Source organism: Arcobacter sp. CECT 8989, assembly GCF_004116715.1.
Classification (GTDB): domain Bacteria; phylum Campylobacterota; class Campylobacteria; order Campylobacterales; family Arcobacteraceae; genus Halarcobacter.
The window spans coordinates 1-25,254 of record NZ_PDKE01000013.1 but is presented as its reverse complement, the minus strand read 5'-3'; the positions used below and the strand labels follow the sequence as shown (position 1 = coordinate 25,254).

The 25,254-nt window shown below is 29.6% G+C and carries 23 protein-coding genes and 1 other RNA gene; 5 read left to right on the top strand and 19 right to left on the bottom strand.

The features are described from left to right. Positions 1-4: 4 nt before the first annotated feature. The 3 genes from CRV02_RS11850 to CRV02_RS11840 all read right to left on the bottom strand — a co-directional run bounded on the left by CRV02_RS11850 (position 5) and on the right by CRV02_RS11840 (position 3,640). Positions 5-385: a DUF302 domain-containing protein gene (locus tag CRV02_RS11850; protein ID WP_129085521.1), complete on the bottom strand. Its 381-nt coding sequence runs from the start codon at positions 383-385 to the stop codon at positions 5-7. A 13-nt stretch (positions 386-398) separates the two neighbouring features. Next, the gene (purL, locus tag CRV02_RS11845) at positions 399-2,612 is read right to left on the bottom strand and encodes a phosphoribosylformylglycinamidine synthase subunit PurL (RefSeq protein WP_129090498.1); all 2,214 of its coding nucleotides are present in this window, start codon (positions 2,610-2,612) and stop codon (positions 399-401) included. 68 nt (positions 2,613-2,680) lie between these two features. Continuing rightward, positions 2,681-3,640, bottom strand: a complete 960-nt coding sequence (locus CRV02_RS11840; RefSeq protein WP_129090497.1) for a murein L,D-transpeptidase family protein — start codon at positions 3,638-3,640, stop codon at positions 2,681-2,683. An 80-nt stretch (positions 3,641-3,720) separates the two neighbouring features. Between CRV02_RS11840 and CRV02_RS11835 the strand changes: the two genes are divergently transcribed. Together CRV02_RS11835 and mgtE are read left to right on the top strand one after the other, a co-directional pair. Further along, the gene (locus CRV02_RS11835) at positions 3,721-4,911 is read left to right on the top strand and encodes a M23 family metallopeptidase (RefSeq protein WP_129090496.1); all 1,191 of its coding nucleotides are present in this window, start codon (positions 3,721-3,723) and stop codon (positions 4,909-4,911) included. Next, positions 4,911-6,263 carry a magnesium transporter gene (gene mgtE, locus CRV02_RS11830; RefSeq protein WP_129090495.1) on the top strand — a complete coding sequence of 451 codons (1,353 nt, stop codon included), beginning with the start codon at positions 4,911-4,913 and terminating at the stop codon, positions 6,261-6,263. The genes CRV02_RS11835 and mgtE overlap by 1 nt, the downstream gene beginning before the upstream one ends. A gap of 45 nt (positions 6,264-6,308) precedes the next feature. On the opposite strand, the gene folE is transcribed toward mgtE, so the two are convergent. The 6 genes from folE to era all read right to left on the bottom strand — a co-directional run bounded on the left by folE (position 6,309) and on the right by era (position 11,819). Beyond that, a complete protein-coding gene (gene folE / locus CRV02_RS11825; RefSeq protein ID WP_129090494.1) occupies positions 6,309-6,881 on the bottom strand; it encodes a GTP cyclohydrolase I FolE in 573 nt (190 codons plus the stop codon). Positions 6,882-6,893: 12 nt separating this feature from the next. Further along, the gene (locus tag CRV02_RS11820; protein WP_129090493.1) at positions 6,894-8,081 is read right to left on the bottom strand and encodes a type II secretion system F family protein; all 1,188 of its coding nucleotides are present in this window, start codon (positions 8,079-8,081) and stop codon (positions 6,894-6,896) included. Between the two features lies 1 nt (position 8,082). Next, complete coding sequence (locus CRV02_RS11815; protein ID WP_129090492.1) at positions 8,083-9,420, bottom strand: GspE/PulE family protein; 1,338 nt, start codon at positions 9,418-9,420, stop codon at positions 8,083-8,085. Continuing rightward, positions 9,407-10,069, bottom strand: a complete 663-nt coding sequence (locus CRV02_RS11810; RefSeq protein ID WP_129090491.1) for a hypothetical protein — start codon at positions 10,067-10,069, stop codon at positions 9,407-9,409. The genes CRV02_RS11815 and CRV02_RS11810 overlap by 14 nt, the downstream gene beginning before the upstream one ends. Next, positions 10,041-10,847 (bottom strand): hypothetical protein, encoded by an 807-nt coding sequence (locus tag CRV02_RS11805; RefSeq protein ID WP_129090490.1) that lies wholly within the window; start codon positions 10,845-10,847, stop codon positions 10,041-10,043. The genes CRV02_RS11810 and CRV02_RS11805 overlap by 29 nt, the downstream gene beginning before the upstream one ends. Before the next feature lie 87 nt (positions 10,848-10,934). Beyond that, positions 10,935-11,819 carry a GTPase Era gene (gene era / locus CRV02_RS11800; protein WP_129090489.1) on the bottom strand — a complete coding sequence of 295 codons (885 nt, stop codon included), beginning with the start codon at positions 11,817-11,819 and terminating at the stop codon, positions 10,935-10,937. Between the two features lie 97 nt (positions 11,820-11,916). Between era and CRV02_RS11795 the strand changes: the two genes are divergently transcribed. After that, positions 11,917-12,582 carry a response regulator transcription factor gene (locus CRV02_RS11795; protein WP_129090488.1) on the top strand — a complete coding sequence of 222 codons (666 nt, stop codon included), beginning with the start codon at positions 11,917-11,919 and terminating at the stop codon, positions 12,580-12,582. Between the two features lie 68 nt (positions 12,583-12,650). Here the strand turns inward: CRV02_RS11795 and CRV02_RS11790 are convergent, their stop codons facing one another. The 5 genes from CRV02_RS11790 to tig all read right to left on the bottom strand — a co-directional run bounded on the left by CRV02_RS11790 (position 12,651) and on the right by tig (position 17,188). Next, on the bottom strand, positions 12,651-12,869 hold the full coding sequence (locus CRV02_RS11790; RefSeq protein WP_129090487.1) for a hypothetical protein: 219 nt from the start codon (positions 12,867-12,869) through the stop codon (positions 12,651-12,653). A gap of 237 nt (positions 12,870-13,106) precedes the next feature. Next, a complete protein-coding gene (locus CRV02_RS11785) occupies positions 13,107-14,609 on the bottom strand; it encodes a YifB family Mg chelatase-like AAA ATPase (protein WP_129090486.1) in 1,503 nt (500 codons plus the stop codon). A 151-nt stretch (positions 14,610-14,760) separates the two neighbouring features. Then, positions 14,761-15,276 (bottom strand): peptide deformylase, encoded by a 516-nt coding sequence (def, locus tag CRV02_RS11780; protein WP_129084451.1) that lies wholly within the window; start codon positions 15,274-15,276, stop codon positions 14,761-14,763. 5 nt (positions 15,277-15,281) lie between these two features. Then, entirely contained in the window at positions 15,282-15,866 is a 585-nt protein-coding gene (gene clpP / locus CRV02_RS11775) for an ATP-dependent Clp endopeptidase proteolytic subunit ClpP (protein WP_129090485.1), read from the bottom strand. A gap of 20 nt (positions 15,867-15,886) precedes the next feature. Beyond that, the gene (tig, locus tag CRV02_RS11770) at positions 15,887-17,188 is read right to left on the bottom strand and encodes a trigger factor (RefSeq protein WP_129090484.1); all 1,302 of its coding nucleotides are present in this window, start codon (positions 17,186-17,188) and stop codon (positions 15,887-15,889) included. A 100-nt stretch (positions 17,189-17,288) separates the two neighbouring features. Between tig and CRV02_RS11765 the strand changes: the two genes are divergently transcribed. Next, a complete protein-coding gene (locus CRV02_RS11765; RefSeq protein WP_129090483.1) occupies positions 17,289-19,022 on the top strand; it encodes a VWA domain-containing protein in 1,734 nt (577 codons plus the stop codon). A gap of 21 nt (positions 19,023-19,043) precedes the next feature. Here the strand turns inward: CRV02_RS11765 and ppk2 (CRV02_RS11760) are convergent, their stop codons facing one another. From ppk2 (CRV02_RS11760) to bioA, 5 genes are read right to left on the bottom strand one after another with little or no spacing between them, the layout of a single operon-like run. Beyond that, the gene (ppk2, locus tag CRV02_RS11760) at positions 19,044-20,159 is read right to left on the bottom strand and encodes a polyphosphate kinase 2 (RefSeq protein WP_129084447.1); all 1,116 of its coding nucleotides are present in this window, start codon (positions 20,157-20,159) and stop codon (positions 19,044-19,046) included. A gap of 5 nt (positions 20,160-20,164) precedes the next feature. After that, on the bottom strand, positions 20,165-21,088 hold the full coding sequence (gene ppk2 / locus CRV02_RS11755; RefSeq protein ID WP_129090482.1) for a polyphosphate kinase 2: 924 nt from the start codon (positions 21,086-21,088) through the stop codon (positions 20,165-20,167). A gap of 18 nt (positions 21,089-21,106) precedes the next feature. Next, positions 21,107-22,246, bottom strand: a complete 1,140-nt coding sequence (gene nspC / locus CRV02_RS11750; protein WP_129090547.1) for a carboxynorspermidine decarboxylase — start codon at positions 22,244-22,246, stop codon at positions 21,107-21,109. Between the two features lie 2 nt (positions 22,247-22,248). Further along, positions 22,249-23,442: a saccharopine dehydrogenase family protein gene (locus CRV02_RS11745; RefSeq protein WP_129090481.1), complete on the bottom strand. Its 1,194-nt coding sequence runs from the start codon at positions 23,440-23,442 to the stop codon at positions 22,249-22,251. Continuing rightward, the gene (gene bioA, locus CRV02_RS11740; RefSeq protein WP_129090480.1) at positions 23,443-24,693 is read right to left on the bottom strand and encodes an adenosylmethionine--8-amino-7-oxononanoate transaminase; all 1,251 of its coding nucleotides are present in this window, start codon (positions 24,691-24,693) and stop codon (positions 23,443-23,445) included. Positions 24,694-24,739: 46 nt separating this feature from the next. On the opposite strand from bioA, the gene ssrA reads away from it, so the two are divergent. Continuing rightward, positions 24,740-25,139, top strand: a transfer-messenger RNA (tmRNA) gene (gene ssrA, locus CRV02_RS11735). Positions 25,140-25,254: the final 115 nt, after the last annotated feature.

Genomic DNA, 25,254 nt, shown 5'->3' with positions numbered 1-25,254 from the left:
AAGCTTAGATAGCTTCATCTATTAATTTGTATAAAGTTTCTTGTGTTGTTTTTGCTAATGGTAATACAGACTCTTCAATTGGTCTAGCTAAATCCTCAACAGGATTCATAACTACACTTGTCTGACCATCTTTGCTATAAACAGAGATTTTACAAGGCATTATAGAAGATAGGTTTCTATTTGCAGTTAAAAACTCTTTTGCAACACCAGGGTTACATACATCAAGAATTTGACACTCATCATCAAACTCTACACCCTTTGAGTTAAGAGTCTCTTTTACATTATGAATATGTAAAACACCAAACTTATAGTTTGATGCTTTTTCACAAATAGTATCTACTACCTCTTGAACGCTTTTTGAAGAATCTTTAATATATTGTTGCATTTTAAAACCTTTATTATAAGTCTTGCTCAATTACTTCTTTAAATCTATTGAAGTATACATTTTTAGCATCTGCTAATTCTGTATAGATATCGTTGATAGCAATTCTTCCACCACCAACTAATCCTAATTCAGTAACTTTCATTCCCTTAGAAGCACACAGTTTTTCAAATGCATCTTTATTTTCAGGAGTTACTTCAACAACAGCTCTACTTAATGTTTCAGAGAATAAATCTTTTTCATCAGCTAATTTGATATTTGCTTCTAAACCTTTGTTTCCAACAACTGCCATTTTTGCTAATGCGATAGCTAAACCACCAACATTAACATCTTTTGCTGCTTTTAATAAACCTTGGTTATTTGCTTCAATTACTGTATTCCATAAGTTAAGCTCTTTTGCAAAATCAACTTCTGGGTGAGCTCCTGCAACTTTTCCATATAACTTTTTAAGATATAAAGAAGCACCAAACTCAGATTTAGTATCACCTAATAAATATAAAGTGTTTCCATCTTCTTGTAAACAAGAAGGTAAAACTTTGTTTGCATCATCATTTACACCAACCATTGCGATTGCTGGAGTTGGGAAAACACCTACTTCATTTGTTTCATTATATAAAGATACATTTCCACCAATAACTGGAGTATTTAACTCTTTACAAGCAGATTTAATACCTTCACAAGCTTGAGCAAACTGCCACATTACTTCTGGGTTTTGTGGGTTACCAAAGTTTAGACAATCTGTAATTGCTTTTGGAGTAGCTCCTGTCATAGCAACATTTCTTCCTGATTCCATAACAGCTGCTGCTGCTCCTAATTCAGGGTTAACATAACATTGTCTTGTATTACAATCAGCAGACATAGCTAAAGCTTTTCCAGTCTCTTTGATTCTAATTACAGAACCATCATTTTTACCTGGTCCTTTTACAGTATTTGTTTGTACCATTGAATCATATTGGTCATAAACCCAAGATTTGTCAACTACTTCCATATCAGATAATAGTTTATCAAATGCCTCTTGATTAGAGATGTTTTTATCTAAAAAGATATTTGCAATATCATTTAAGTATGCTGGTTTTGAAACTGGTCTATCTAATACTGGTGATTGTTCAGAAACTGGTTGAACTGGTACTTCTGCACACTTTTCACCATGCCAGAATAGTTCCATATTTCCTGTATCAGTTACTTCACCAACAACAGCAACATCTAATTCCCATTTTTCAAAGATATCAATAATTGCTTGCTCACTACCTTTTTTAGCACAAATAAGCATTCTTTCTTGAGACTCAGATAACATAAAGTCATAAGGAGTCATTCCCTCTTCTCTTGCTGGAATTTTGTCTAAGTGCATAATCATACCAGAGTCAGATCTTCCTGCCATTTCAAATGAAGATGAAGTAAGTCCTGCAGCACCCATATCTTGAATACCAATAATTAAATCTTCTTTGAATAGTTCTAAGCAAGCTTCTAATAATAGTTTTTCAGTAAATGGATCACCTACTTGAACTGTTGGTCTTTTTGATTCTGAATCTTCATCAAATGAAGCAGAACTCATAACCGCTCCACCAAGTCCATCTCTACCTGTTTTTGACCCAACATACATTACTGGGTTTCCAATACCTTCTGCTTTTCCGTAGAAGATTTCATCAGCTTTTGCGATACCTAAGTTAAATGCATTTACTAAGTTGTTTCCTGCATAACACTCTTCAAAATTAGTTTGTCCACCAATAGTTGGAACACCCATACAGTTACCATATCCACCAATACCAGCAACAACACCTCTTAATAAGTATCTGTGCTTTTTAGCAGTTTCACTGTCACCTTCGATTCCAGCAAATTGGATTAAGTTCATACTTGCAACAGGTCTAGCACCCATTGTAAATACATCTCTCATAATTCCACCAACACCTGTTGCTGCTCCTTGATATGGTTCAATAAAAGATGGGTGATTGTGAGATTCCATTTTAAATACTGCTGCATAACCGTCACCAATATCAATAACCCCTGCATTTTCACCTGGACCTTGGATAACCCATGGTGCTTTTGTTGGGAAACCTTTTAAGTATTTTGTACTAGATTTATATGAACAGTGTTCAGACCACATAGCAGAGAAAATACCAATTTCTACATAGTTTGGTTCTCTTCCTAAAATTTCTTTGATATTTTCGAATTCTTCAAGTGTTAAAGAGTGTGCAAGTGCTATCTCTTCAAGATTCATCTCTTCTTTTTGCATCTTCGCCCTTAAATTTATGGTAGTTTTAATTAAAGGCGATTATACAAAAAAAGCTCTTAGTATTAGTTTTAACCCTCTGCTAAGATTTGTACTTTATTGTCTTTAAGCTCAATATATAGTTCTTTTTTTCCTACAAAAGTATAATATTTTGTTTTGTAATCTTCATCCATAAGAACTTTATAGATATTTTTATTTAGTGAATTTGGATAAGGAGCGATATTTATATTTGTAAATACAATTTTTTTCTCTTCTTTTTTAGCAAAGATTCTTTTTTTATATTTTGCAAACTCTTCTAAACTCATTCCTCTATCATTTTTGAAAGATTCAGAATAGAAGTTTAAATACTCTTCAATATCAGATTTTTTCCAAGCTTCTCTCCACTTATAAATAGCAGCTAAAATTGTACTTATCTCTTCTTTTGAAGTTTTTGGAAGATGCTCATCACTTATAAGTAAAATAGATTTTTCATGGGCAATGCTTTTATCTATTGCTTGTAATTGTTCATTGTCTAAAGCAATACACCCTTGAGTAAATTTTTCTCTTTCTTCATTTAAAGGCATTCCATGAATCCATATTCCATGACCATTTTTATTTAATGCTTTATCAAAAGTATTTGGATACGAAGTTACTAAAGCAAGTGGTCCATAAAATTGATCTAATTTAGTAAGTTTTTTTGTTAACATATAAGCACCCTCTGGTGTTTTTAAATCACCTTCAACTTGCTTATCACCCTCTTTTTCACCAACAATAATATCTTCTTTTAAAAGTAGATTATAATTATCTTTTTCTACTTTAAATACTTTTATCTCTTTTTTTTGCTTCTCTGCAACTATTAAAAACTCTTTTGATTCATAGTAACCATACTCAACGTTCTTGTTACTTAGATAATTTTCCCAGTATTGCTTTTTTGTAAGTTCTTTTTCTAACTCAGCTCGTACTGCATCTAAGCCTTGGTTTCGATAAACATCTACTAGATCAGCCAATAAATAAGTAACCATAAAGAATAAAAGAAGTAGTAGTTTTTTCATACAATTCCCCAAATATTTTATTAACTCTTCAAGTTGCGGATTGTATAATAATTTTTCTAATTTTAGTATAAAGAAGTCATGTGAAGAAAATCATTTTATTAGTTTTTGTATTTTTAAGTACTTTTGCACTAGCAAAAGAGGTGAAAGAGTTAGCTTGGCCAAAGGGCGAAACATTTTTAACATTTTTAGAACAGTATGGAATTTCCCAATCATTATATTTTGATTTGCCAAAAGAGGATAAAGAGTTATGTTCTGAAATAAATGCAGGTATACCTTATCACTTATTACTTGATGACGATAACTCATTAAAACAAGTATTAATTCCAGTATCAGAAGATATTCAACTTCACATTGCAAAACAACTAGATGGAACGTACAAGTTTCAAACACTTCCTATTTCATATCAAGAGATAGAAGAGACTTTAGTTTTAGAAATTTCTCACTCTCCATATCTTGATATTATGAAAAAAACAAACAATAAAAATCTTGCAAATGAACTTATTAGAGCATTTAAATCAAGTGTAAACTTTAGAGGAATGCAAAAAGGTGATTTTGTAGTTATAAAATATAAACAAAAAATCAGACTTGGAAAATATTTTGGTCAACCAGAAATTGTTGCAGCTATGGTTGAAGTTGCAGGAGATAATAACTTTATATTTAGACATGAAAGAGATGGTCAATATTATGACCTAAATGGTAAAAGCTTAACAAACTTCACATTTAAAACGCCAGTTAGATATAGTAGAATTTCAAGTAGATTCCAAAAAAGAAGATTCCATCCAGTTCTAAAAAGATATAGAGCCCACTTAGGAGTTGATTATGCAGCTCCAAGAGGAAGAAAAATCTACGCAGCAGCAGATGGAAGAATCACTTTTAGAGGTAGAAAAGGTGGTTATGGAAATACAATTATTATCCAACATAAAAATGGTTTAAAAACTCTTTATGCTCACCAGTACAAATTCAAAGGTGGATTAAGACGAGGAAGTAAAGTAAGAAAGGGTCAACATATTGGATATGTTGGAAGTACGGGACTAAGTTCTGGACCTCACTTACACTTAGGATTATATAGAAATGGTAGAGCAATTGATCCTTTAAAAATTATAAAGGTAACTAAGAGTAAACTTAAAGGTAAAGAAAAAAGAGTATTTAAAGAGTATGCTAAAACTATGTCAAATAGATTAAAAGGTCATACTAAAGATTTAAATGTGTTAATACCAACAAAGCTTGAAGACTCACTTTCAAGTTCACCAATTACAATTAGGAATATTTAATGTCAGAAGAGAGAGTTATAACAGACACGAAAGAACTTCTTGAAAAAATAGAAGACATTCACCCTAGTGATATAGCTTACTCTTTAAAAAAAGTCCACGCAGAAAATAGCCAAGACTTCTTTGATACTATTAAAAAAATCCCCGAAGATTTATTAGGTGAAGTTATCCTTGAACTTCCTGAATATCTAAGAGAAGATGTTTATGAAGAATTATCAATTAAAAAACTAACAGACGTAGTAGATGAACTAGAATCAGATGATGCTACGGATATCATTCAAGAAATTGAAGGAATTGATGAAGATAAAGCCAAAGAGGTATTCGATGGTCTAGAAGAAGAAGACCAAGAAGAGATTAATTGGCTTAAGAGATATAACCAAGATGAAGCTGGTTCATACATGCAGACTGAGCTTTTCTCTGCAAATATCAAAGATACTATTCAAAGTTCTATTGATAGATTAAGAGAGGGAAAAGCAAGTGATGAATTAGAAAATATTCACCAAGTTTTTATTATTAATGATGATAAAAAACTTCTTGCTTCAATTCTACTTGAAGACTTAATTATCTTTGATTTTACAAAAACATATGAAGAGATTTTAAACTCTCACGAAGAAAACAAGTTTAAACCCTTTGTTGTACAAGATAAAGATGATATTGATGATGTAGCAAAACAGTTTGAGAAATATGACCTTTCAGTTGTGGCTGTTGTTGGATATCAAGGTATGTTAATGGGTAGGATTACATCAGATGATATCTTAGATGTAATTGAAGAGAGTGCAACAGAACAAATGTACCAATTAGCAGGGGTAGATGATGAGTTTGAGCAAGATGATAACTTACTTACAGTTGCTAAAAAAAGAGGTTTTTGGCTATTTTTAAACTTAGGAACTGCTATTTTAGCCTCTTTAGTTATTGGCTTATTTGATGAAACTATTCAATCATATGTTGCCTTAGCTATTTTAATGCCTATTGTTGCTTCGATGGGTGGAAATGCAGGAACACAGACTTTAGCCGTAATGGTAAGACAACTTGCTTTAGGTGATATCGACTTTGATAATAGTAAAACTGCTATTAAAAAAGAGGTTTTTATCTCTATTTTTAATGGAGTAGTTTTTGCTGTAGTTATAGGATTGATTGCTTGGATTTGGTTTGATAAAGCTATGCTTGGTGTTGTTATTGCCATGGCAATGGTCATAAACTTATTTAGTGCAGGTTTCTTTGGAGCCTCAATTCCACTATTTCTTAAAAAACTTGATGTAGACCCAGCAATAGGAAGTACAGTACTACTTACAACGGTTACAGATATTGTAGGTTTCTTCTCATTTTTAATGCTTGCAAAAGTAATTTTACTTTAAAAGGTTTTATTTACTTTTATATAAAAGTAAGCTAAAAAGCCTACTTTATTTATGTAAAGATTGAGCAACTATTGAAAGGAACTCATCTTTAGTTTTTTTGTCTTTTTTAAATAATCCTCTTAGTGCAGAAGTAACAGTTGTTGAACAAATCTTTTCAACTCCTCTCATCTCCATACACATATGTCTTGCATCAATCATAACTGCAACACCCTTTGGATTTAAAGTTTCATGAAGTGCATCACAAATCTGTTCAGTCATTTGCTCTTGAATTTGTAATCTTCTAGCAAAAACATCTACAACTCTAGGTATTTTTGAAAGTCCTACTACTTTTCCATTTGGAATATATGCAATATGTGCTTTACCTATAATTGGTAACATATGGTGTTCACACATTGAATAAAACTCAATATCTTTGATAACTACCATTTCATCATTTGAACTTGTAAAAAGTGCAGAGTTGATAATCTCTTCTGGATTTTGCTTATATCCACCACACATAAACTCAAAAGCTTTTCTAACTCTACTAGGTGTTTTTTCAAGCCCTTCTCTATTTATATCTTCACCCACATACTCTAAAATGTTTTTAACTGAGTTTTCAAACTCTAGTTCTTTGCTCATAAAAAATTCCTCTTATATTTTTAAAATATCACCTATACTCCATAAAGGAACAAAGATAGCCATAATTATCCAAACAATTAATAACATAATCAATATAAAAAATATTGGCTCAATTAGTATAGAAAATATTTCTACTTTTTCATTAAATCTTTTTTTATAGATAGTTCTTATCTCATAACTTGTTTTCTCTAAAGAGTTTGATATTTCGGCTGTTCTAATTATATTTAAAACAAGCTCATCAAAGATATCACTCTTCTTAAAACTATGGTAAATAGACTTACCACTTTTTACTGAACTATCAATTCGTGTAATTTTATCTAAAAAGTATTTGTTGTTTATTAAAGTTTTACTCTTAATAATAGTTTCATGAAACTCATATCTTCCTTGAAGCAAACTATTTACAATATAAAAGAATCTATACATTATTCGAAGCTTATATATTTTACTTACTATAAATAGTTTTTCAAAAATAATTCTATGCACAAAAAACTTTATTTTCTCACTTTTTGAGTAGATTAAGTATATAAAAAAGAGTACTAAACTAAGAATTACTATAATAAATAAAAGATAGTTTTCAAATATATTTTTTACAAGAAATAGAGACTTTGTAGCAAAACTTAATTTCATATCATTTTGTAAAAACATATTCTCAAACTTTGGTACTACAAAATTAAAAATACCAATAAGTGCAAATAAAAATGAACTTACTAAAATCAAAGGATAAGCAAAAACTTTTTTTATCTGTTTTTTTACCTCATCTTCTTCTTTTAAAATCTCATACAAAGTTTTAATATGCCTTTTTGGCTCTCCACTATTTTGTATAATCTTAAATAAGGAGATTACAAAACTATCAACTCTAAACTCTTTTAAACTTTGTTCTAAATCTAAATGATTTGAAAAAGAGTATTTTAACTTAAGTAGAAAATCTTTTATAGTTTTATCTTTATTAGAATCAATCAAAATTTCAAAGGCATCATCAAAGAGTATATTTGCTTCAAGCATAAGATTTAATTCATTTAATATATTGATTAAAGCTCTTTTACTAACTCTTTTTTTTGAAGAAAAAAGAGTACTTAACTCTATAGTTTTCTTTATGCTAATAATATTTAAAGGCAAACTATTCTCTTCTAAGTATTCATCTTCAGTTAAAAGAAGAGTTTTTATTTTTCCTTTTTCTTGATACTTTACTTTATACTTCATCTTAAGAGTTCACCACTTTATATAGCTCTTTTAAAGTAGTTTTTTCTTCTTCTACTTTTTTTAAGCCATCATCTAAGATTGTCTTATACTCTTTTTGTTTTAAATAGTTTTCAATCTCAACTAAAAAATCATCTTTCATTAAAAGAGTTTTTATTTTACTATCACATACTAAACTCTCAGCAATACCCATTCTTCCTAGAAAACCTTTATAGTTGCACTTTTCACAAGTACTTTTACAAGTACAAAGTTTTGATACTAGCCTTTGTGAAACTATATACTTTAAAGTACTTGCTAATAAAAACCTATCTGCATTTAAATCAATAAGTCTAGAAATAGTATCAACACTAGAATTTGCATGAATAGAAGCTAAAACCAAATGTCCGGTTAATGATGCTTGTAAAGCAATTGATAAAGAGAAGGCATCTCTTATTTCTCCTATAAGTATGACATTTGGATCTTGACGTAAAATATTTTTAAGTACATTATTAAAACCTAATTGAATATCTTCATTTATATTTACTTGTTGTACTTGTTCTATTTTATACTCAACTGGATCTTCAATAGTTATTATCTTTTTATCTTCACTATTTAACTGTTTAACCAAAGAATAAAGAGTTGTACTCTTTCCACTTCCAGTTGGTCCAGTTATTAAAACTAATCCCTCTTTTAAAGAGGTAATATTTTCAAAGGAGTCAACTATATGAGAAGAGAAACTCATACTTTCTAAATCATCACTAACATTTAAATTATCTAAGACTCTTATTACTATTGATTCCCCATGAATTGTAGGCATAGTAGAAACTCTAAAATCAATAGTTTTAAAAGAGAATCTTCCATCTTGAGGGTTTCGAACTTTTGTTACATCAAGTTTTGATAACATCTTAATATATGAACTTATAGTCTTAAAAAACTGTTTATTAAAGATATAAAAACAGCTTAGCTCCCCATCTATCCTAAACCTTACAATCATAGAGTTTTCTAAACTCTCAAAGTGTAAATCACTTGTTCTTAGACACAGTGCTTTTTCTAAAAGTTTATTAAAAAACTCCTCCATAAGTTTTGGGTTTATTTCTTTTTGTTTTATTAGATTTTCACTGCGATTATATAAATCAAGTCTTGTATTAAAGTCACTTAAGAAGAACTCTATTTTGTTTTTTGAAATTTCAATCTCTTCTATTATCAAACTTAAATCAAGTACTTTTAAATTTGACTCTTTACAAACATAAAACTTACAATAGATTCCATCACTTGAAATAGGTAAAACCAAAGCCTCTTTTAAAAGTTTTAAATCAAAACTATTTACATAGTTATAATCAATTAGATATTTATATAGTTTCATTATAAAGCCTTAGTTCTATTTGAATAGTCTCACTTTTTATTACAGCTGAATTTCTATTTATTTTTTCTACTTTAAAATCTTTGTTTACTTTTTCACCTAGACTTATCCATTTTTCATTAATTAAAACTTCATTCCCAACTATTGCTTTTAGACTATACTTTTTACTAGTACTTATGTGTTTTTCTAAATAAGCTAGTTCAAGCTTGCTTGCTTTCTTACTGTTTTTTATAAAAGATTTATCAAAACTTATCGTTACATGTAAACTATCATCTGTAAGTTTTAGTGTCTTAATAGAAGAGAAATTATTGTAGTGTTCTATATAATCTAATAATTTTAAATTTAAGAGAATAGAAGCATTTACTTGAAGTTGTATCTTCTCATCTATATTTGAAATATCAATTAGCTGAATATAATTCTTTTCTAAATAAGTTTCAATATCTTTTATTACTTCTATTAAGGATTTGTCCATACTCTTTTTTTGAATAAAGATATTACTACTAAAGAGATTTCTTTCAGATTCCCCTACTTTTGTCTGCTCTAAAAAATAAATCAAAAAAGCAATAATAATTAAAGGAAATAAAAACAGTTCTAACTTTACTCTTGTAGCTGCTTTTTCAAAACTATTTTCTAATAAATTTAATATTTGCATTTACTATATAGCCTCCTATTAATTCATCATATTTAAAGCTGTTTATAGAAGTTTTGTAATTATCAAAAAACTCATAGATACTATTTTTATTTAATGAAGTTAATTCAATCAAAAAAGAGTTGTCATTTTGTTGGATTAGATGTAAGTTTATCTCTTTTTGTTTTGCTTGATAATATAAATTTATTATTTTAGAGGATACAAAAGAGTAGGCATTATCTTTTTTTTGGCTTTCTATCTTCTTTTTTAAACTTGATATAGAGATATCTTTTTCAGTTTTATTATCTAAAGAGAAATACCAAAGTAAAGTAATAAATAAAATTAGAAAATAGAGTATTAAAAGTTTAAATAGATAGCTTTTTTTATACTTTATAAATCTATAGTTTTTCTCCTCTTTTTTCTCTTCATTTATTTTATCTACAATAGATAAACTATCTAAGTTAAAACTACTTTTTATAAACTCTTCAATTCTTTCTTTATCTAGTTTTTCTTTTAACTCTTGATAAAAATATACTTTTTTGTCTTTATAAAGACAAAAAAACTTTTGGGTAATAAGAAGTTCATTTTCGTAAATTGCTTTATGTAAAAATATTTCAGGAACTAAGCTATTGTTTTTTTCAAAAATTATTAATTGGTATTTATTTAACTCTTTTAAATAAGAAGCAAAAATATATGAGTTAGGAGATAGAAAAAAATCCTCTTTTCCAAGGTTTGTAAGGAGAAAACTTTTTAAATGTACTTCAGATATCTTCTCAGTAGATTTTATTTCATAAGTTTCCATATTAAACCTTTTATAACAAAATATAATTTATTTTATTATTTTAAAGATTTAATAAAGTTTAATTAAATATTTTTTTTAGTTATTTATTTAAAAAGTTACGTCGTAGCCTAACTCTTTAAGACCTTTTTTGTCTTTAGTCCATCCTTTTCTAATAGACACAAATAGTTCTAAATAACACTTTCTTCCAGTAAGTTTTTCGATTTTGATTCTTGCGTCTTTACCTATTCTTTTAATAGCACTTGCACCTTTACCAATAATCATTCCCTTTTGAGTTGATTTTTGAACAATAATCGTAGCTTTTACTACATCAATATCTTTTTTCTCTTCAACTCTATTTACAATAACATCTGTTTCATAAGGAATTTCATCTGAGATATTATCAAAAATTGATTCTCTAATAAACTCTTTAAAGATATCTCTTAAGTGTTCAGTTGTCATAATCTCTGGGTCAAAAAGGTAAGGATGTTCTGGTAAATGTTTTGTTACAACATCTAAAATATCTTCATGTCTTGTTTGCTTTTTAATTGAAACTGGAATTACTGCTTCATATTTATCTGCATATTGTTCGTACTCCTTCATCTTTTCTAATACTTCATTATTTGAAACATTATCAATTTTTGTTAAAAGTAAAATATGCTTTGTGTTCTTTTTATTTTTTTCTAAAAAGTTTTCATAGTGAGTAAGTTTATCTGTAACTGGAGCTAAGAATAGAATTAAATCACAATCACCAATTGCTTTTAATGCTTCATCTAACATGAATTGATTTAGAAGTTTTTCTGTTTCGTGGATACCTGGAGTATCAACAAATACAATTTGGTCTTCTTCGTGCATTACGATTATATTTGATCTTTTTCTTGTTGCATTAGCTTTGTGTGAAACCATTGCAATCTTTTCACCTACAAGCCAGTTTAAAAGTGAACTTTTTCCTGCATTTGGTCTACCAACTACAGATACATAACCACATTTAGTCATATAAATCCTTACTGTTTTTTTGGGATTATAACATATCCACACTCAATCCTCATAAATTTCATATGATTTCTCAATAAATTAAAGGACCAAAACTAAAATGAAAATACTTTTACTTGAAGATGATATTCTACTAAATGAGATAATAGAAGAGTATTTGATTTCTCTAAAATACAATGTTGTTACTACATATGATGGACAAGAGGCATTAGAACGTATTTATGAAGAGTCTTTTCAGTTTCTTATTTTAGATATAAATGTTCCATCTTTGACGGGCTTGGATTTATTAAAAATACTAAAACAAAATAAAATTGATATTCCCGCTATTTTTATTACATCATTACATACAGCACGAGATGTAGAAATTGGATTTTATGCAGGAGCAGATGATTATTTAAAAAAACCATTTCAACTAAGTGAATTAAAAGCACGTCTAAACAATATAAAAAGACTAAGAAATATTGATTCAATGGGAATTATAAAAATAAATAAACATATAGAATATAACTATGATTCTAAACTACTTAAAGTTAATGAAAAAATATACACTCTTCCTAAAATTGAATCAAAGATTTTGGAGTTTTTTTTAAAAAATAAAAACAAGGTTTTATCAATTGAAGAAATTTCATTAAACAACTGGGTTTATGATGAAATACCAACAGCAGCAACTATTAGAACTTATATTAAAAATTTACGAAAAATATTAGGAAAAGAGGCTATTACTACTATTAAAGGAATAGGCTATAAGCTAAATGATAATTTTTAATCAAAAAAAACCTTCAAGAAAAAATATCTTGAAGGTTTAAAGGAGAAAGGAGACTAGATAATAAAAGACTAGTTTTCAGATGCTTGATATAAGTCTGTAAGTATATTTGTAGGAGGAGTCCAACTATTTTGACTTAGTTGATATTTTTGCATAAAAGCTTCACACTTTTGAACATAGTCTTTATTCATTTTAGAATGACTCATATCTGACATTCCTTGATTACCTGCTGCAAAAACTGAACCTGCTAGTAAAGTAGCTCCTAAAATTGAAGTTGCAAGTTTTTTCATAATTAAATCCTTTTGTTTTGATATGTAGTATTATAAATGTTTAATATGGACTCAATATGCAGTGTCTGAGGAATTAATATGGAATTTTAAAAATAAAACTATTTAGTCAAATACATAACTAATAGCAGTAAGTCTTCCATATATATTTCTTCACTTTTTAAACTTAGAGAGTAACTACTTTTGTCCAACTTTTCATTATCTTCCCACTCTTCATCATTTAATATTGCAGTTTATTTACTATCTTCTTCTGTAATTTAAACTTTCTAAAATATGATGTTTTTTTATGCTTACTGAACTTTCTAAGTCTGCAATTGTTCTTGCAACTTTTAAAACTTTATTTATACTTCTAAATGATAGATTAAAACTATTTGTTGCTCTATGTAAAATGGCTGTTGACTCTTCATCAAGAATACAAAATTTATTTACTTGCTTATCATTTAACTTTCCATTTAACTCATTTTGCCCTCTTAAAATTTGCATTTTAAAAGCTTCTATAACTTGCTCATGCAAACTTTTTGAATCAACACTTGGTTTGTCATTTATATTTGTTTCATTCATAATTACATATAAATCTATTCTGTCTAAGAAAGGTTCACTTAGTCTATTTTTATATCTTTTTATCTCTAGCTCATTACATCTACATGATTTATTTGTTGAAAGTAAATTTCCACAAGGGCAAGGGTTCATCGCTCCTATAAATAAAAACTTTGTGTTATACTTTACTTTTGAGTTTGCACGACTTATTAATAAACAGTTATCTTCAAGGGGTTCTCTTAAAGACTCTAAAATAGAACTTGGAAAATGTGCTAACTCGTCAAAAAAAAGTGCTCCAGCGTTTGCTAATGCTATTTCTCCTAGACTATTACTACTTCCTACAATTGATGCCTTTGTTGAAGAACAATGGGGAGATCTTGATACACGTACAGGTTTAAAGTTTGGCTCTTTCAAATCTAGTGCTTGTAGTTTAGCTATTTCAAGAATCTCATCTAAACTCATTGGAGCCATTATATAAGGCAATCTTTTTGCAATCATTGATTTTCCACAACCTGGACTTCCTTCTAAAAGAATATTATGGTTTCCAGCTGCTGCTATAAGTGCTGCTTTCTTTGCATTTTCTTGTCCTTTTATATCAAAAAAATCATTTTCATAATAGTTTTCATAGTAAAACTCTTTTCCATTTATATTTATCTTTTCATATTCAAGCATATCCTTTTTATAAAGGTATTTACTCTTATCTTTTTCATGGAAAAATTCAATAGCTTCTAAAAGGTTTTTAACACAATAGATATTTATATTTGGAATTTTACTAATCTTTTTTGCACTATTACTACAAACTAAAACATTATTTATCTTACTTTGTTTTGCAAGGGACAAAATTATAGGGAAGATATTATTACTATCTTTTATCTCACCATTTAAAGATAGTTCTCCAAAGACATGGATATCTTTAAAATCTATTTTCTTTTCTTCATATAAAGAAATCAAAAGAGCAATAGGTAAATCAAAGTGTGTTCCAGTTTTTTTAATTTCGCTGGGAGAGAGATTTATAGTAATTTTTTTAGGAGGAAACTTATAGTCATTTGTAAGAAGTGCTGACTTTACTCTATCCTTTGACTCTTTTATTTGATCAGACGGTAAACCAACTATTGTAAAACTTGGTAGGCCTTTTGTAAAGGTTGACTCAACACTTACTTCACTTGCATCTATATTTGCTAAGGTTGCAGATTTTATTATCTTCATATACACTCTTTAAATAATTTAATTTATTATATAAAAAGTACTATAAAATAAGTTTAAAGATTATTCTTGTAGTTGTAGAATTTGAGTTTGTTGATTGTCAGGGATCATAATATACTCCTTAAAGGAGTATATTATGAAATATAGAAGATTCTTATTTTTTTGATTTGAGTTTCTTCTTCCACTCTTTCTCAAATTTTTTTCGTTTTGTAATTGATAGGTTTTCAATAAATAAATGCCCAGCTAAATGTTCCATTTCATGTTGCCATGCTACAGCTAAGAAATCTTCACACTCCATAGTCTGTTTTTCACCATCTCTATTGTAGTACTCTACAATAATATGTTGTGCTCTTTTAACTTCTTCATTAAACCCAGGTACACTTAAACAACCTTCAACAAAAACTTGTTCACCATCTTTATGAGTAATCACAGGATTAATTGCTTCAATCAAATCTTCTTTTTCTTGAATATCTTCTTCGTTTGGAAGGTTAATAATTAAAACATTTAAAGGAATACCTACTTGAATTGCAGCAAGACCTACACCATTTTCTGCAATCATAGTGTCATACATGTCATCAAGTAATGTTTGAAGTTCTTCATCGAACTTCACAACATCACTAGATTTTGTTCTAAGTAGTTTATTTGGATATGTTAAAACTTCTCTAATCATATTATTTACTTATGACTTGAAATCACTTCATCAACTAAACCATATTTGCAAGCTTCAGTTGCAGACATAAAGTTATCTCTATCTGTATCTTTTTCAATTACTTCAATAGGTTGTCCAGTTTGTTCTGAAATCATTCTATTTAAATCATCTTTCATTCTTTGAATCTCTTTAGCTTGAATCTGAATATCAGTAGCTTGACCTTGAGCTCCACCTAATGGTTGATGAATCATAATTCTAGAGTTAGGTAAAGAGTATCTCTTACCTTTTACTCCAGAAGATAATAAAAATGCACCCATAGAAGCTGCTTGACCTATACAAATAGTACAAACATCTGGTTTAATATAGTTCATAGTATCATAAATAGACATACCACTTGTAATTACTCCACCTGGAGAGTTGATATATAAATAGATATCTTTATCTGGATCCTCAGCTTCTAAGAATAAAAGCTGAGCAACAACTGTTGATGCTACTTGGTCATTAATCTCACCACTTAACATAATAATTCTATCTTTTAGAAGTCTTGAATAAATATCATAACTTCTTTCGCCTCTTCCACTTTTCTCAACTACATATGGTATATAACTCATTTTTTATCCTATTTTAGGTTTTAGTTTCCTGCTTTTTCGTCTAATAATTTAGTAATTACTTTTTCTTCAATCATAGACATTTTAATTGCTGGTAAATAACCTGCATCTTGGTATTGCTTTAATACTTCTTGAGGGTTTTGACCAGTTTGCATTGCTTCATAGTAAATTACTTGAGTAACTTCTTGATCAGTTACATCAATCTCTTCAGCTTTTGCTAAAGCATCTACAATGAAAGTAGCTTTTACTGATTTTTCAGCATCTGCTTTTAATTCATCTCTAATAGCTTCAACTTTAGATGCATCTTCTTGTAATTCTTTGATTTCATCTTCAGACATAGTTCTTACTTTGTTATTTAAAGAGTAGTTAATCTCTTGGTCAATAACAGAAGAAGGTAATGCGAAGTCAATTTTTTCAACTAATTTATCTAAGAATGCAGGTTTTAACTCATCTCTATAGTAAATAGCTTTTGCTTCACCAGTGATTTGCTCAGCAATTTTTTCTTTTAAAGAATCAATTGTTGCATCTTCTTCACCTGGTAACATTTTCTTAGCTAATTCGTCATTTAATTCAGGAGCAACTTTCTCTTGAATTTCATGTAAAGTTACTTTAAATGTAGCTTCTTTACCAGCTAAATCTTTTTGTTGGTAAGATTCTGGGAAAGTTACAACAACATCTTTTTCCTCTTCATATTTCATACCGATAACTTGATCTTCAAATCCTGGGATAAATGCACCAGAACCGATTTCTAATGGATACTTCTCAGCTTTTCCACCTTCAAATGCAACACCGTCTACGAAACCTTCAAAGTCGATAACTGCGAAGTCACCTTCTCTAACCATTCTTTTTCTTTTGATTTTTTCTAATGGTGCAGATTGTTTAGCAATCTCTTCTAATCTTGCTTCAACTTCTTTTGCGTCTGCTTCTTTTTTATCAACTGCTGGAATTAATGATTTATAATCACCTAATTCTACTGCTGGTTTGCAAGCAACTTTGATTTCTACTTCAATAGAACCATCTTCTTTTTTGTCATATTTACCAAATGTTGGCTCACCAATTAAGTCTGCATTTTCGATTTTTAACTCAACTAAAGCATCAGTTAATACAGCTCTTACTGCTTCACCCTCTGCATCTTCTGTTAATTTATCAGCATATCTTTGTTTTACAACAGCAACTGGCACTTTACCTTTTCTAAAACCTTGAATATCCATAGTCTTAGCAGCTTGTTTAGCTACCTTGTCTACGTTTTTTTCAATTGTTTCTTTAGAGATTGTTGAAGTGATAACTGCATTAGCTTCGTCAACTCTTTGTGCGTTAAATTCCATTAAATCTACTCCGATTATTTTAATTTTAGTCGTGATTTTATCTAAAAGTTACTTGGGATAATATAAAATACAAAAACTAAGATTTTATGAGGGCTTATAATTGCAATTTCTTTATCCAAATGTACTATTTTTTATGTTAATTCCTATTATTATTTTAATGTTTCTAATTACAACAAACAAAGATAAGTTTCAAAGGTTTTTTGACAAAGAAGCTTTGGCAAAACTATCTGTAAAAAATAAATACATGACAAAAACAACTAGAAACATACTTTTTTTTCTAGTACTAATACTAATGACTATTTCCCTTGCAAGACCTGTAATAAATGAAAAAGAGCATAAAATAGACCAAGAAACTGTATCTTTTGTAATAGCTTTAGATGTTTCAAAATCGATGCTTGCAACTGATATTTATCCAAATAGATTAAGCCTTGGGAAAAAGAAGATTTTAGACATCATAGATTATGCAAAACAAAACTCTATTGCAGTAGTTTTATTTGCTAAGTCTTCTTTTATACTTTCTCCTATAACGCAAGATTTTAACTCATTAAAAATACTTGTAAATAGACTTGATACGGGACTTAACTTTGACAATGGCTCAAATATTTTCTCAACTTTAGAAGTTAGTAAAAAGCTTTTAAAAAATGTAAAAGATAAAAACCTTATTTTAATAACTGATGGTGCAAATAAATCAGACTATGAAAAAGAGATTGAATATGCGAAAGAAAACAATATAAGAATCTATACTTTAGGATTAGCAACAAATAAACCAACTCCTATCAAACTTCAAGATGGAAACTTTTTAACTAAAGATGATGGTTCAATTGTAACTGTTAAACTAAATGAGGACATTAAACAGCTTTCACTAAATACAGATGCTGCATACATAAAATACTCAAACTCAAGTGATGATATAAAGCAAGTTATAGATGATATAAATATAACTTCAAAAAAACAAAAACAAGAATCAAGAAATTTCAAAACATATACAGAGCTTTTTTATTATCCTTTAGGGTTAGCTCTTTTTATTTTACTTATTGCTTTTTCATCTAGACCAAAGTTATCTGAGATATTTAAAAAGAATAAAAATCTTGCTCTTTTAGCTTTAGTTTTAATCTTTTCAAATAGTTCATTAAAAGCTTTTGAGTTTGACTTTAAAACGATAAATAAAGCCAATGAACATTATGAAAAACAAGAATATGAAAAAGCCTCAAAAGAGTTTAGAAAAGTAGCTAAAACTCCAGAGTCTCACTACAACTTGGGAAATGCTCTATATAAACAAGGTGAATACAAAAAAGCTTTAATGCACTATAAAAATGTAGTCTCTTCAAATCAAGAGTTAGAGTATAAAAAACTTCATAATATGGGAAACTCTTATGTAAAATTAAATGACTTACAAAATGCAAAAAGAGTTTATGAAAAAGCTTTAAAAATAGAAGATGATAAACAAACAAAAGAGAATCTTGAAGCAGTATTAAAAGCCCTTGAAAATAAGAATAAAGAGAAACAAAATCAGCAAAATAAAAATGAGCAAAACCAGCCTAAAGATGGTGACAAAAAAAATCAAGATAACAAAAAACAAGAACAAGATAAAAGCCAAGAAAATAAAGAAAAAGATAAAGACTCTAAAGAAGAAAAAGAAAAACAAGATAATAAAAACAGTGAAGAAAATAGCTCACAAAAAGAGCAAAAAAATCAACAAATAAAACAAAACCAACTAAGTGATGCAGAAGAAAAAAAGTGGCTAAAAAAACTAGAACAAGCAAAAGAAGTTCCAGTTATGCTTAAAAAGTTTGATTCCAAAGAGCAAAGTGATGACACTTCAACTCCTTGGTAAGATAGTTTAATCTAAAAAATATTAGTAGTCTGCTGTTTTTCTCATTTGCATTAACTCTTTTTGTACTGAGATATTAATATTTTCATCAGCATCAAAGTTTAGTGCATAGTTTCTTCCATCATAATCAACAGAGTTTAAGATGATTTTCATAGCTTCAAGTCTTGCTTTGTGTTTATCATCACTTCTAACAATATGCCATGGAGCTGCTCTTGAAGATGTTCTTCTAAGCATCTCATATTTTTTCTCTGAAAATTCTGACCATAAATCTTGAGCTTGCATATCTACTTCTGAGAATTTCCATTGTCTAAGAGGGTCATTGATTCTTCTATCAAATCTTCTTTTTTGTTCATCTTTAGAAACAGAGAAATAAAGTTTGATTAAAATCATTCCTTGTCTTACTAAATCTTGCTCAAAATTTACAACATCTTCCATAAAAATTTCATACTCTTCTTTTGTACAAAATCCAAAAATAGGCTCAACCATAGCTCTGTTGTACCAAGATCTATCAAATAGTACCATTTCTCCACCAGTTGGGAAGTGTTGGATATATCTTTGTAAGAACCATTGATTTCTTTGCGTTTCAGTTGGTTTACCTAATGCAACAACTCTATAGTGTTTGTTGTTCATATATCTAGTGATTCGTCTAATCGCCCCACCCTTACCTGAAGCATCTCTTCCTTCAAAAAGAATAATCATTCTTTTGTTTTCAGATTCAAGATAGTTTTGTAGTTTGATTAGCTCAATTTGATATTTTTTTAACTCTTCTAAGTCATAGATTTTTTGAATCCCATCTCTTAAAGTCTCTGGGTCTAAATCTTTGAAATCACCTAAAATAGTTTTTAAATTTTTATTTTCTTCATATAACTCTTGATATTTTTTATCAAAGTTCTTTTCTGTAATTGGTGTTTTTACAGTCTCTTCTTCTTTTTCAACTACAATTGAGTCTTTAAACTTCTGCATTAAAGTAAGTGCAGTTTTTTTAGTAAGGTTATCTTTTTTTGTATAACCTAATACTTTTACATATCTTTTTTTATTATATTGAAATCTTGCTATATATTTTTTTCCAAAAGTTGGGTGTGCAGCTTTTGAAATATATAAACCACTATATTCTGTTTTATCAAAATCACTTAAATTCATTACAACTACGCCTTTGCAAATTTATTTTGTTTTTCCATATACTCTAACTCTTTTGTTCCAGAAACTAAAGTATCTTTATCGATTTTTATCTCTTTTAAATCAATCTTATTTGGATAATCAACTTGTGTTAAAATATGTTTGATACAGTTGATTCTTGCTTTTTTCTTATTATCACTTTTTATAATTGTCCATGGTGCAAAATCAGAATTTGATGACATAAGCATCGAGAACTTAGCAACTGTATATTTATCCCAAAGTTTTTGAGACTCTTTATCTACAGGAGAAAGTTTATACTGTTTTAAAGGGTCTACTTCCCTTTTTTTGAATCTTCTTGCTTGTTCTTTTTTAGATACTGAGAAGTAAAATTTTAGAAGAATAATTCCAGATTTTACAAGCATTTGCTCAAATTCAGGAACCTCTCTTAAAAACTCATGGTGTTCTTCAGAAGTACAAAATCCCATAACTGGCTCAACACCAGCTCTGTTGTACCAAGACCTATCAAAAAGTACAATCTCACCTGCACTAGGTAAGTGTTTAGTATATCTTTGAAAATACCATTGTGTTTTTTCAACATCACTTGGTTTTTCTAAGGCAACTACTCTTGCACCCCTTGGGTTTAGGTGTTCTGTGATTCTTTTGATAGTACCACCTTTTCCAGCAGCATCTCTACCTTCAAAAATCATAAGAACTTTTAGTCCTTTATCTTTTACATGGTTTTGAAACTTTAGAAGTTCGATTTGAAGTTTTGTTAACTCCTTTTCATACTCTAAAGTCTCTTTTTTAACCCAGATTTGAACTTTTTTACCTTTTGTTTTTAACTCTTCTCTTTTTCTTGAATAGTTGTTTGGTAAATGTTTGTCACTCTTTTGAGTATCAATCTCTTCTTCGTCTTTAAATTCTTCATTTATGATATTTCTATCTTGCCCCATTGTTCTTCCAACTTATAATTATAATCTTGATTTATATGCATTATATCCAAAATTATTTACAATTTGGTAACAACCCTTTTTATTTTTTATTACTTGAGATGGTAACTTAATTCCATTGAACGTTGTAGTCTTTACCATAGTGTAGTGAATCATATCTTCTAAAATAATTTTATCGCCTACTTTTAGGGGCTCATCAAAAGAATAATCTCCGATAATATCACCTGCTAAGCAAGTATTCCCTCCAAGACGATATGTATGTTTTTTTTCATTGGCAAGACCTGAATTTCTAATATTTGCTCGGTATGGCATAGCTAAAGTATCAGGCATATGAGCTTCAGCTGAAGTATCCAAAATGGCTATTTGCATTTGATTTTCTACAATATCTAAAACAGTTGCCATAAGGTAACCTGTTTGCCAACCTACAGCTTCACCTGGCTCTAAGTAAACTTCTAAATGAGGGTATCTTTGCTTAAACTCTTTTAATAGTTTTATTAAACCTTCAACATCATAATCAGCTCTTGTGATATGATGTCCTCCACCAAAGTTTACCCATTTCATTTGTGCTAAATATTCACCAAAGTTTTCTTCAAAGTTAGCTAATGCTCCTTGTAGAGCATCTACATTTTGCTCACAAAGAGCATGAAAGTGTAAGCCTTCTACTAAGTCTAGCTTATCACCTTGGAAGTTTTTCTTTGTAATTCCAAGTCTTGAATATGCACCACAAGGATTATATAAATCAACTTCTACAGAAGAATACTCAGGGTTTACCCTAAGACCAATAGAAGTTTTTCCATGTGCTTTTTTACCATATCTTTCAAGCTGAGTAAATGAGTTAAATACTAAGTGATTAGAAATATCTATAATCTCATCTATCTCTTCATCTTTAAAAGCAGGACTATAAGTATGAACTTCTTTTTGGAACTCTTCTTTTGCTAAAAGTGCTTCATGTAATCCACTTGCACAACAACCGTGAAGATACTTTCTACAAAGTTCAAAACTAGACTTTAATGCAAAACCTTTTAGGGCAAGTAAGATTTTTACATCTGCTTCATCTTGAACTTTTTTTAGCAATTTTAAATTGTTTTCTAAAAGCTCTTCTTCACATATAAATGCTGGACTTGGTAACTCTTCTAGTGACTTAAAAGTTTGGTTTTCCATATCTACTCTAAATCTAATATCTTCCAAGGAAGACCTTGAGTCATTAACTCATCCATAAATGGCTTCGCATCAAACTCTTCTATATTGAACACACCTTTACCATCCCAGATACCTTTGTATATCATCTTAGTTCCAATCATCGCTGGAACTCCTGTTGTATAAGAAACTGCTTGTGCTCCTGTCTCTTTGTAACACTCTTGGTGGTCACAAACATTATAGATGTAAACTTTCTTTTTCTTTCCATCTTTAATACCTTCAATGATACAACCAATATTTGTTTTACCAACTGTTCTTGGTCCTAATGAAGCTGGGTCAGGTAATAATGTAGTTAAAAACTCTATTGGAGTGATTTCTACACCTTTATGCATTACTGGTTCAATACCTAACATACCTACATTTTGTAAGCAGTTCATATGTTGGATATAAGAATCACCAAATGTCATAAAGAATCTAATTCTTTTTAAACCTTTGATATTTTTAGATAATGACTCTAACTCTTCATGATATAAAAGATATGAAGGTTTAACTCCAACTTCTGGATAATCATGGTCAACTCTGATTTCTAATGGCTTTGTTTCAATCCACTTTCCATCTTCCCAATATCTACCGTTTGCAGATACTTCTCTTAAGTTGATTTCTGGGTTAAAGTTTGTTGCAAAAGGATATCCATGGTCACCTGCATTACAATCCATAATGTCAATATAGTGAATCTCATCAAATAAGTTTTGTTGAGCGTATGCACAAAATACACCTGTAACACCTGGGTCAAAACCACTTCCAAGTAAAGCTTTTACACCTGCTTTTTCAAACTGTTCATGTCTAGCCCATTGTTCTTTGTACTCAAACTTAGCTTCGTCTGGGTGTTCATAATTTGCTGTATCTACATAATCAACACCACATTCAGTACAAGCATCCATGATTGTTAAATCTTGATAAGGTAATGCTACATTTAAAACAACCTTTGGATTAACCTCTTTAATTAGACTTACTAATTGAGGAATATCATCAGCATCAACTTGTGCAGTTTGAATCTCAACACCAAGTTTCTCTTTAATATCCATTGCGATTGAATCACACTTTTTAACCGTTCTTGACGCTAGTGTAATTTTTTCAAATGTATCAATATTCATAGCACACTTAACTGTAGCAACTCTACTTACTCCACCTGCACCAATGATTAAAATACCTTTTTTCATCTATTTTTGCTCCATATTTTTAAATTGAATATTTGTTTTTTTAATTGCGTTTATCATTGCATCACATATCTTATTTAATTCTTCATTAGTAATTGTATAAGCAACGATTGAATAAATTAGTTTTCCAAATGGTCTTATCCATACACCTTGATTTTGGCACTCATCTTGTATAAACTGAGCGAAATCAGGGCTATGAAGTTCTACAACACAAATTGCACCAATTGTTCTAATATCTTTTACGATTTCTACTTCTTCTAAAGTGTTTAGTTTTTGAGTAAATATTTTATTGATATTTGAAACTTTTTCTTGCCAGTTTGACTCTAATAATAAATCAATACTAGCATTTGCCACACTACAAGCTAAAGGATTTCCCATAAATGTCGGACCATGCATAAGTACACCTATTTCAGAGTTTGAAATAGTATCGCTTATATGTTTTGTTGTACACATTGCAGCAAGTGTCATCATACCACCTGTTAGGCACTTTCCTATTGTTATAATATCTGGTATTACATCTGCATGTTCACAAGCCCACATCTTACCTGTGTGACCAAAGCCTGTTGCTATCTCATCAGCAATGAAAATTATATCATATTTTGTACATAATTCTCGCACTTTTTTTAGATAATCAGGCTTATGAATCCTCATACCACCTGCACCTTGAACTACTGGTTCTAGTACTATACCAGCAACTTCATGGTGATGTTTTTCTATTGTTTTTTCTATATCTTCTATACTTGTAAAGATATTATTTGGTAAATAATTTCCATACAATGAGTGCATACTATTGTTTGGGTCACAAACTCCCATACAACCTAAAGTATCTCCATGGTAAGCATTTTCTAGGGAAATAAATTTATCTACATTTTTCCCTTTTGCTTTTTGGTATAAAATAGCTGTTTTTAGTGCTACTTCAATACTAACACTTCCACTATCTGCTAAAAATACACTAGGTAGACCTGTAAGCTTTGCTAACTTTTCACAAAGAAGGGATGCAGGTTCGTGTGTAAGTCCACCAAACATAACATGAGGCATAATATTTGCTTGTTTTTGTAAAGCCTCTACTAGCTTTGGATGGTTGTATCCATGGATTGCACTCCACCATGAACTCATAGCATCTATAAGTTCTGTATCATCTTCTAAGACAATAGTTTGTCCAAAAGTTCTCTTTACTGGTAGGATTTTTGTTTTCGTTGGCAATGAGTTGTAAGGGTGCCAAGCGTGCTTTTTATCTAATTCTATATAATTCATAAGTAATATTATATATAAAAAGTGCTATGATTCCACTTTATTTACTGGGGATGACTTGGTATCGATTAGAGCAGTGAGGATCAGTTGCATGTCGGCCTGAACATGCCGTTACGCGGTTCATTTTTTTTAGACGCAAACAATACTGATTACGCTCCAGCTTACGCAAAAGCTGCGTAAGTTTTAACAAACTTATAGGACTCGCCTTAGGGCTTGAGACCTCGGAGGCTCACACTACTGATTCTATCTAAGTAGATTTAGTGGGTTCACCCAAGATAGATTATCATCTTAGAGTTGATTTGGCTAATTTGAGACACTTTTAAATCTTAGCTTCGCAATTGTTTTGCGGGTTGAGCTGTTGTGAAGTGAAATTTTTCAACCCTTCTAAGCATGTAGACGCTGGTAGTAGCTGTTTTAAGACTCCGGTTCAATTCCGGACATCTCCACCAATATTAATAATTACACTTTCTTATTTATTCTAAAAAGTTCGATATAATCGAACTTTAATATTCTAAATCATTCTATCTCATTCTTTTAGTTTTTAATAATTTCTAAGATTTATTA

Excerpts from the sequence above, each read along its gene's own strand:
- CRV02_RS11815 (WP_129090492.1), bottom strand. The coding sequence starts at position 9,420 with ATGAAACTATATAAATATCTAATTGATTATAACTATGTAAATAGTTTT.
- def (WP_129084451.1), bottom strand. The coding sequence starts at position 15,276 with ATGATTAGAGAAGTTTTAACATATCCAAATAAACTACTTAGAACAAAA.
- folE (WP_129090494.1), bottom strand. The coding sequence starts at position 6,881 with ATGAGCAAAGAACTAGAGTTTGAAAACTCAGTTAAAAACATTTTAGAG.
- CRV02_RS11805 (WP_129090490.1), bottom strand. The coding sequence starts at position 10,847 with ATGGAAACTTATGAAATAAAATCTACTGAGAAGATATCTGAAGTACAT.
- CRV02_RS11745 (WP_129090481.1), bottom strand. The coding sequence starts at position 23,442 with ATGAAAAAAGGTATTTTAATCATTGGTGCAGGTGGAGTAAGTAGAGTT.
- CRV02_RS11795 (WP_129090488.1), top strand. The coding sequence starts at position 11,917 with ATGAAAATACTTTTACTTGAAGATGATATTCTACTAAATGAGATAATA.
- CRV02_RS11785 (WP_129090486.1), bottom strand. The coding sequence starts at position 14,609 with ATGAAGATAATAAAATCTGCAACCTTAGCAAATATAGATGCAAGTGAA.
- era (WP_129090489.1), bottom strand. The coding sequence starts at position 11,819 with ATGACTAAATGTGGTTATGTATCTGTAGTTGGTAGACCAAATGCAGGA.
- mgtE (WP_129090495.1), top strand. The coding sequence starts at position 4,911 with ATGTCAGAAGAGAGAGTTATAACAGACACGAAAGAACTTCTTGAAAAA.
- CRV02_RS11840 (WP_129090497.1), bottom strand. The coding sequence starts at position 3,640 with ATGAAAAAACTACTACTTCTTTTATTCTTTATGGTTACTTATTTATTG.
- CRV02_RS11850 (WP_129085521.1), bottom strand. The coding sequence starts at position 385 with ATGCAACAATATATTAAAGATTCTTCAAAAAGCGTTCAAGAGGTAGTA.
- CRV02_RS11790 (WP_129090487.1), bottom strand. The coding sequence starts at position 12,869 with ATGAAAAAACTTGCAACTTCAATTTTAGGAGCTACTTTACTAGCAGGT.
- bioA (WP_129090480.1), bottom strand. The coding sequence starts at position 24,693 with ATGAATTATATAGAATTAGATAAAAAGCACGCTTGGCACCCTTACAAC.
- CRV02_RS11820 (WP_129090493.1), bottom strand. The coding sequence starts at position 8,081 with ATGAAGTATAAAGTAAAGTATCAAGAAAAAGGAAAAATAAAAACTCTT.
- ppk2 (WP_129090482.1), bottom strand. The coding sequence starts at position 21,088 with ATGGGGCAAGATAGAAATATCATAAATGAAGAATTTAAAGACGAAGAA.
- tig (WP_129090484.1), bottom strand. The coding sequence starts at position 17,188 with ATGGAATTTAACGCACAAAGAGTTGACGAAGCTAATGCAGTTATCACT.
- clpP (WP_129090485.1), bottom strand. The coding sequence starts at position 15,866 with ATGAGTTATATACCATATGTAGTTGAGAAAAGTGGAAGAGGCGAAAGA.
- nspC (WP_129090547.1), bottom strand. The coding sequence starts at position 22,246 with ATGGAAAACCAAACTTTTAAGTCACTAGAAGAGTTACCAAGTCCAGCA.
- purL (WP_129090498.1), bottom strand. The coding sequence starts at position 2,612 with ATGCAAAAAGAAGAGATGAATCTTGAAGAGATAGCACTTGCACACTCT.
- CRV02_RS11810 (WP_129090491.1), bottom strand. The coding sequence starts at position 10,069 with ATGCAAATATTAAATTTATTAGAAAATAGTTTTGAAAAAGCAGCTACA.
- ppk2 (WP_129084447.1), bottom strand. The coding sequence starts at position 20,159 with ATGAATTTAAGTGATTTTGATAAAACAGAATATAGTGGTTTATATATT.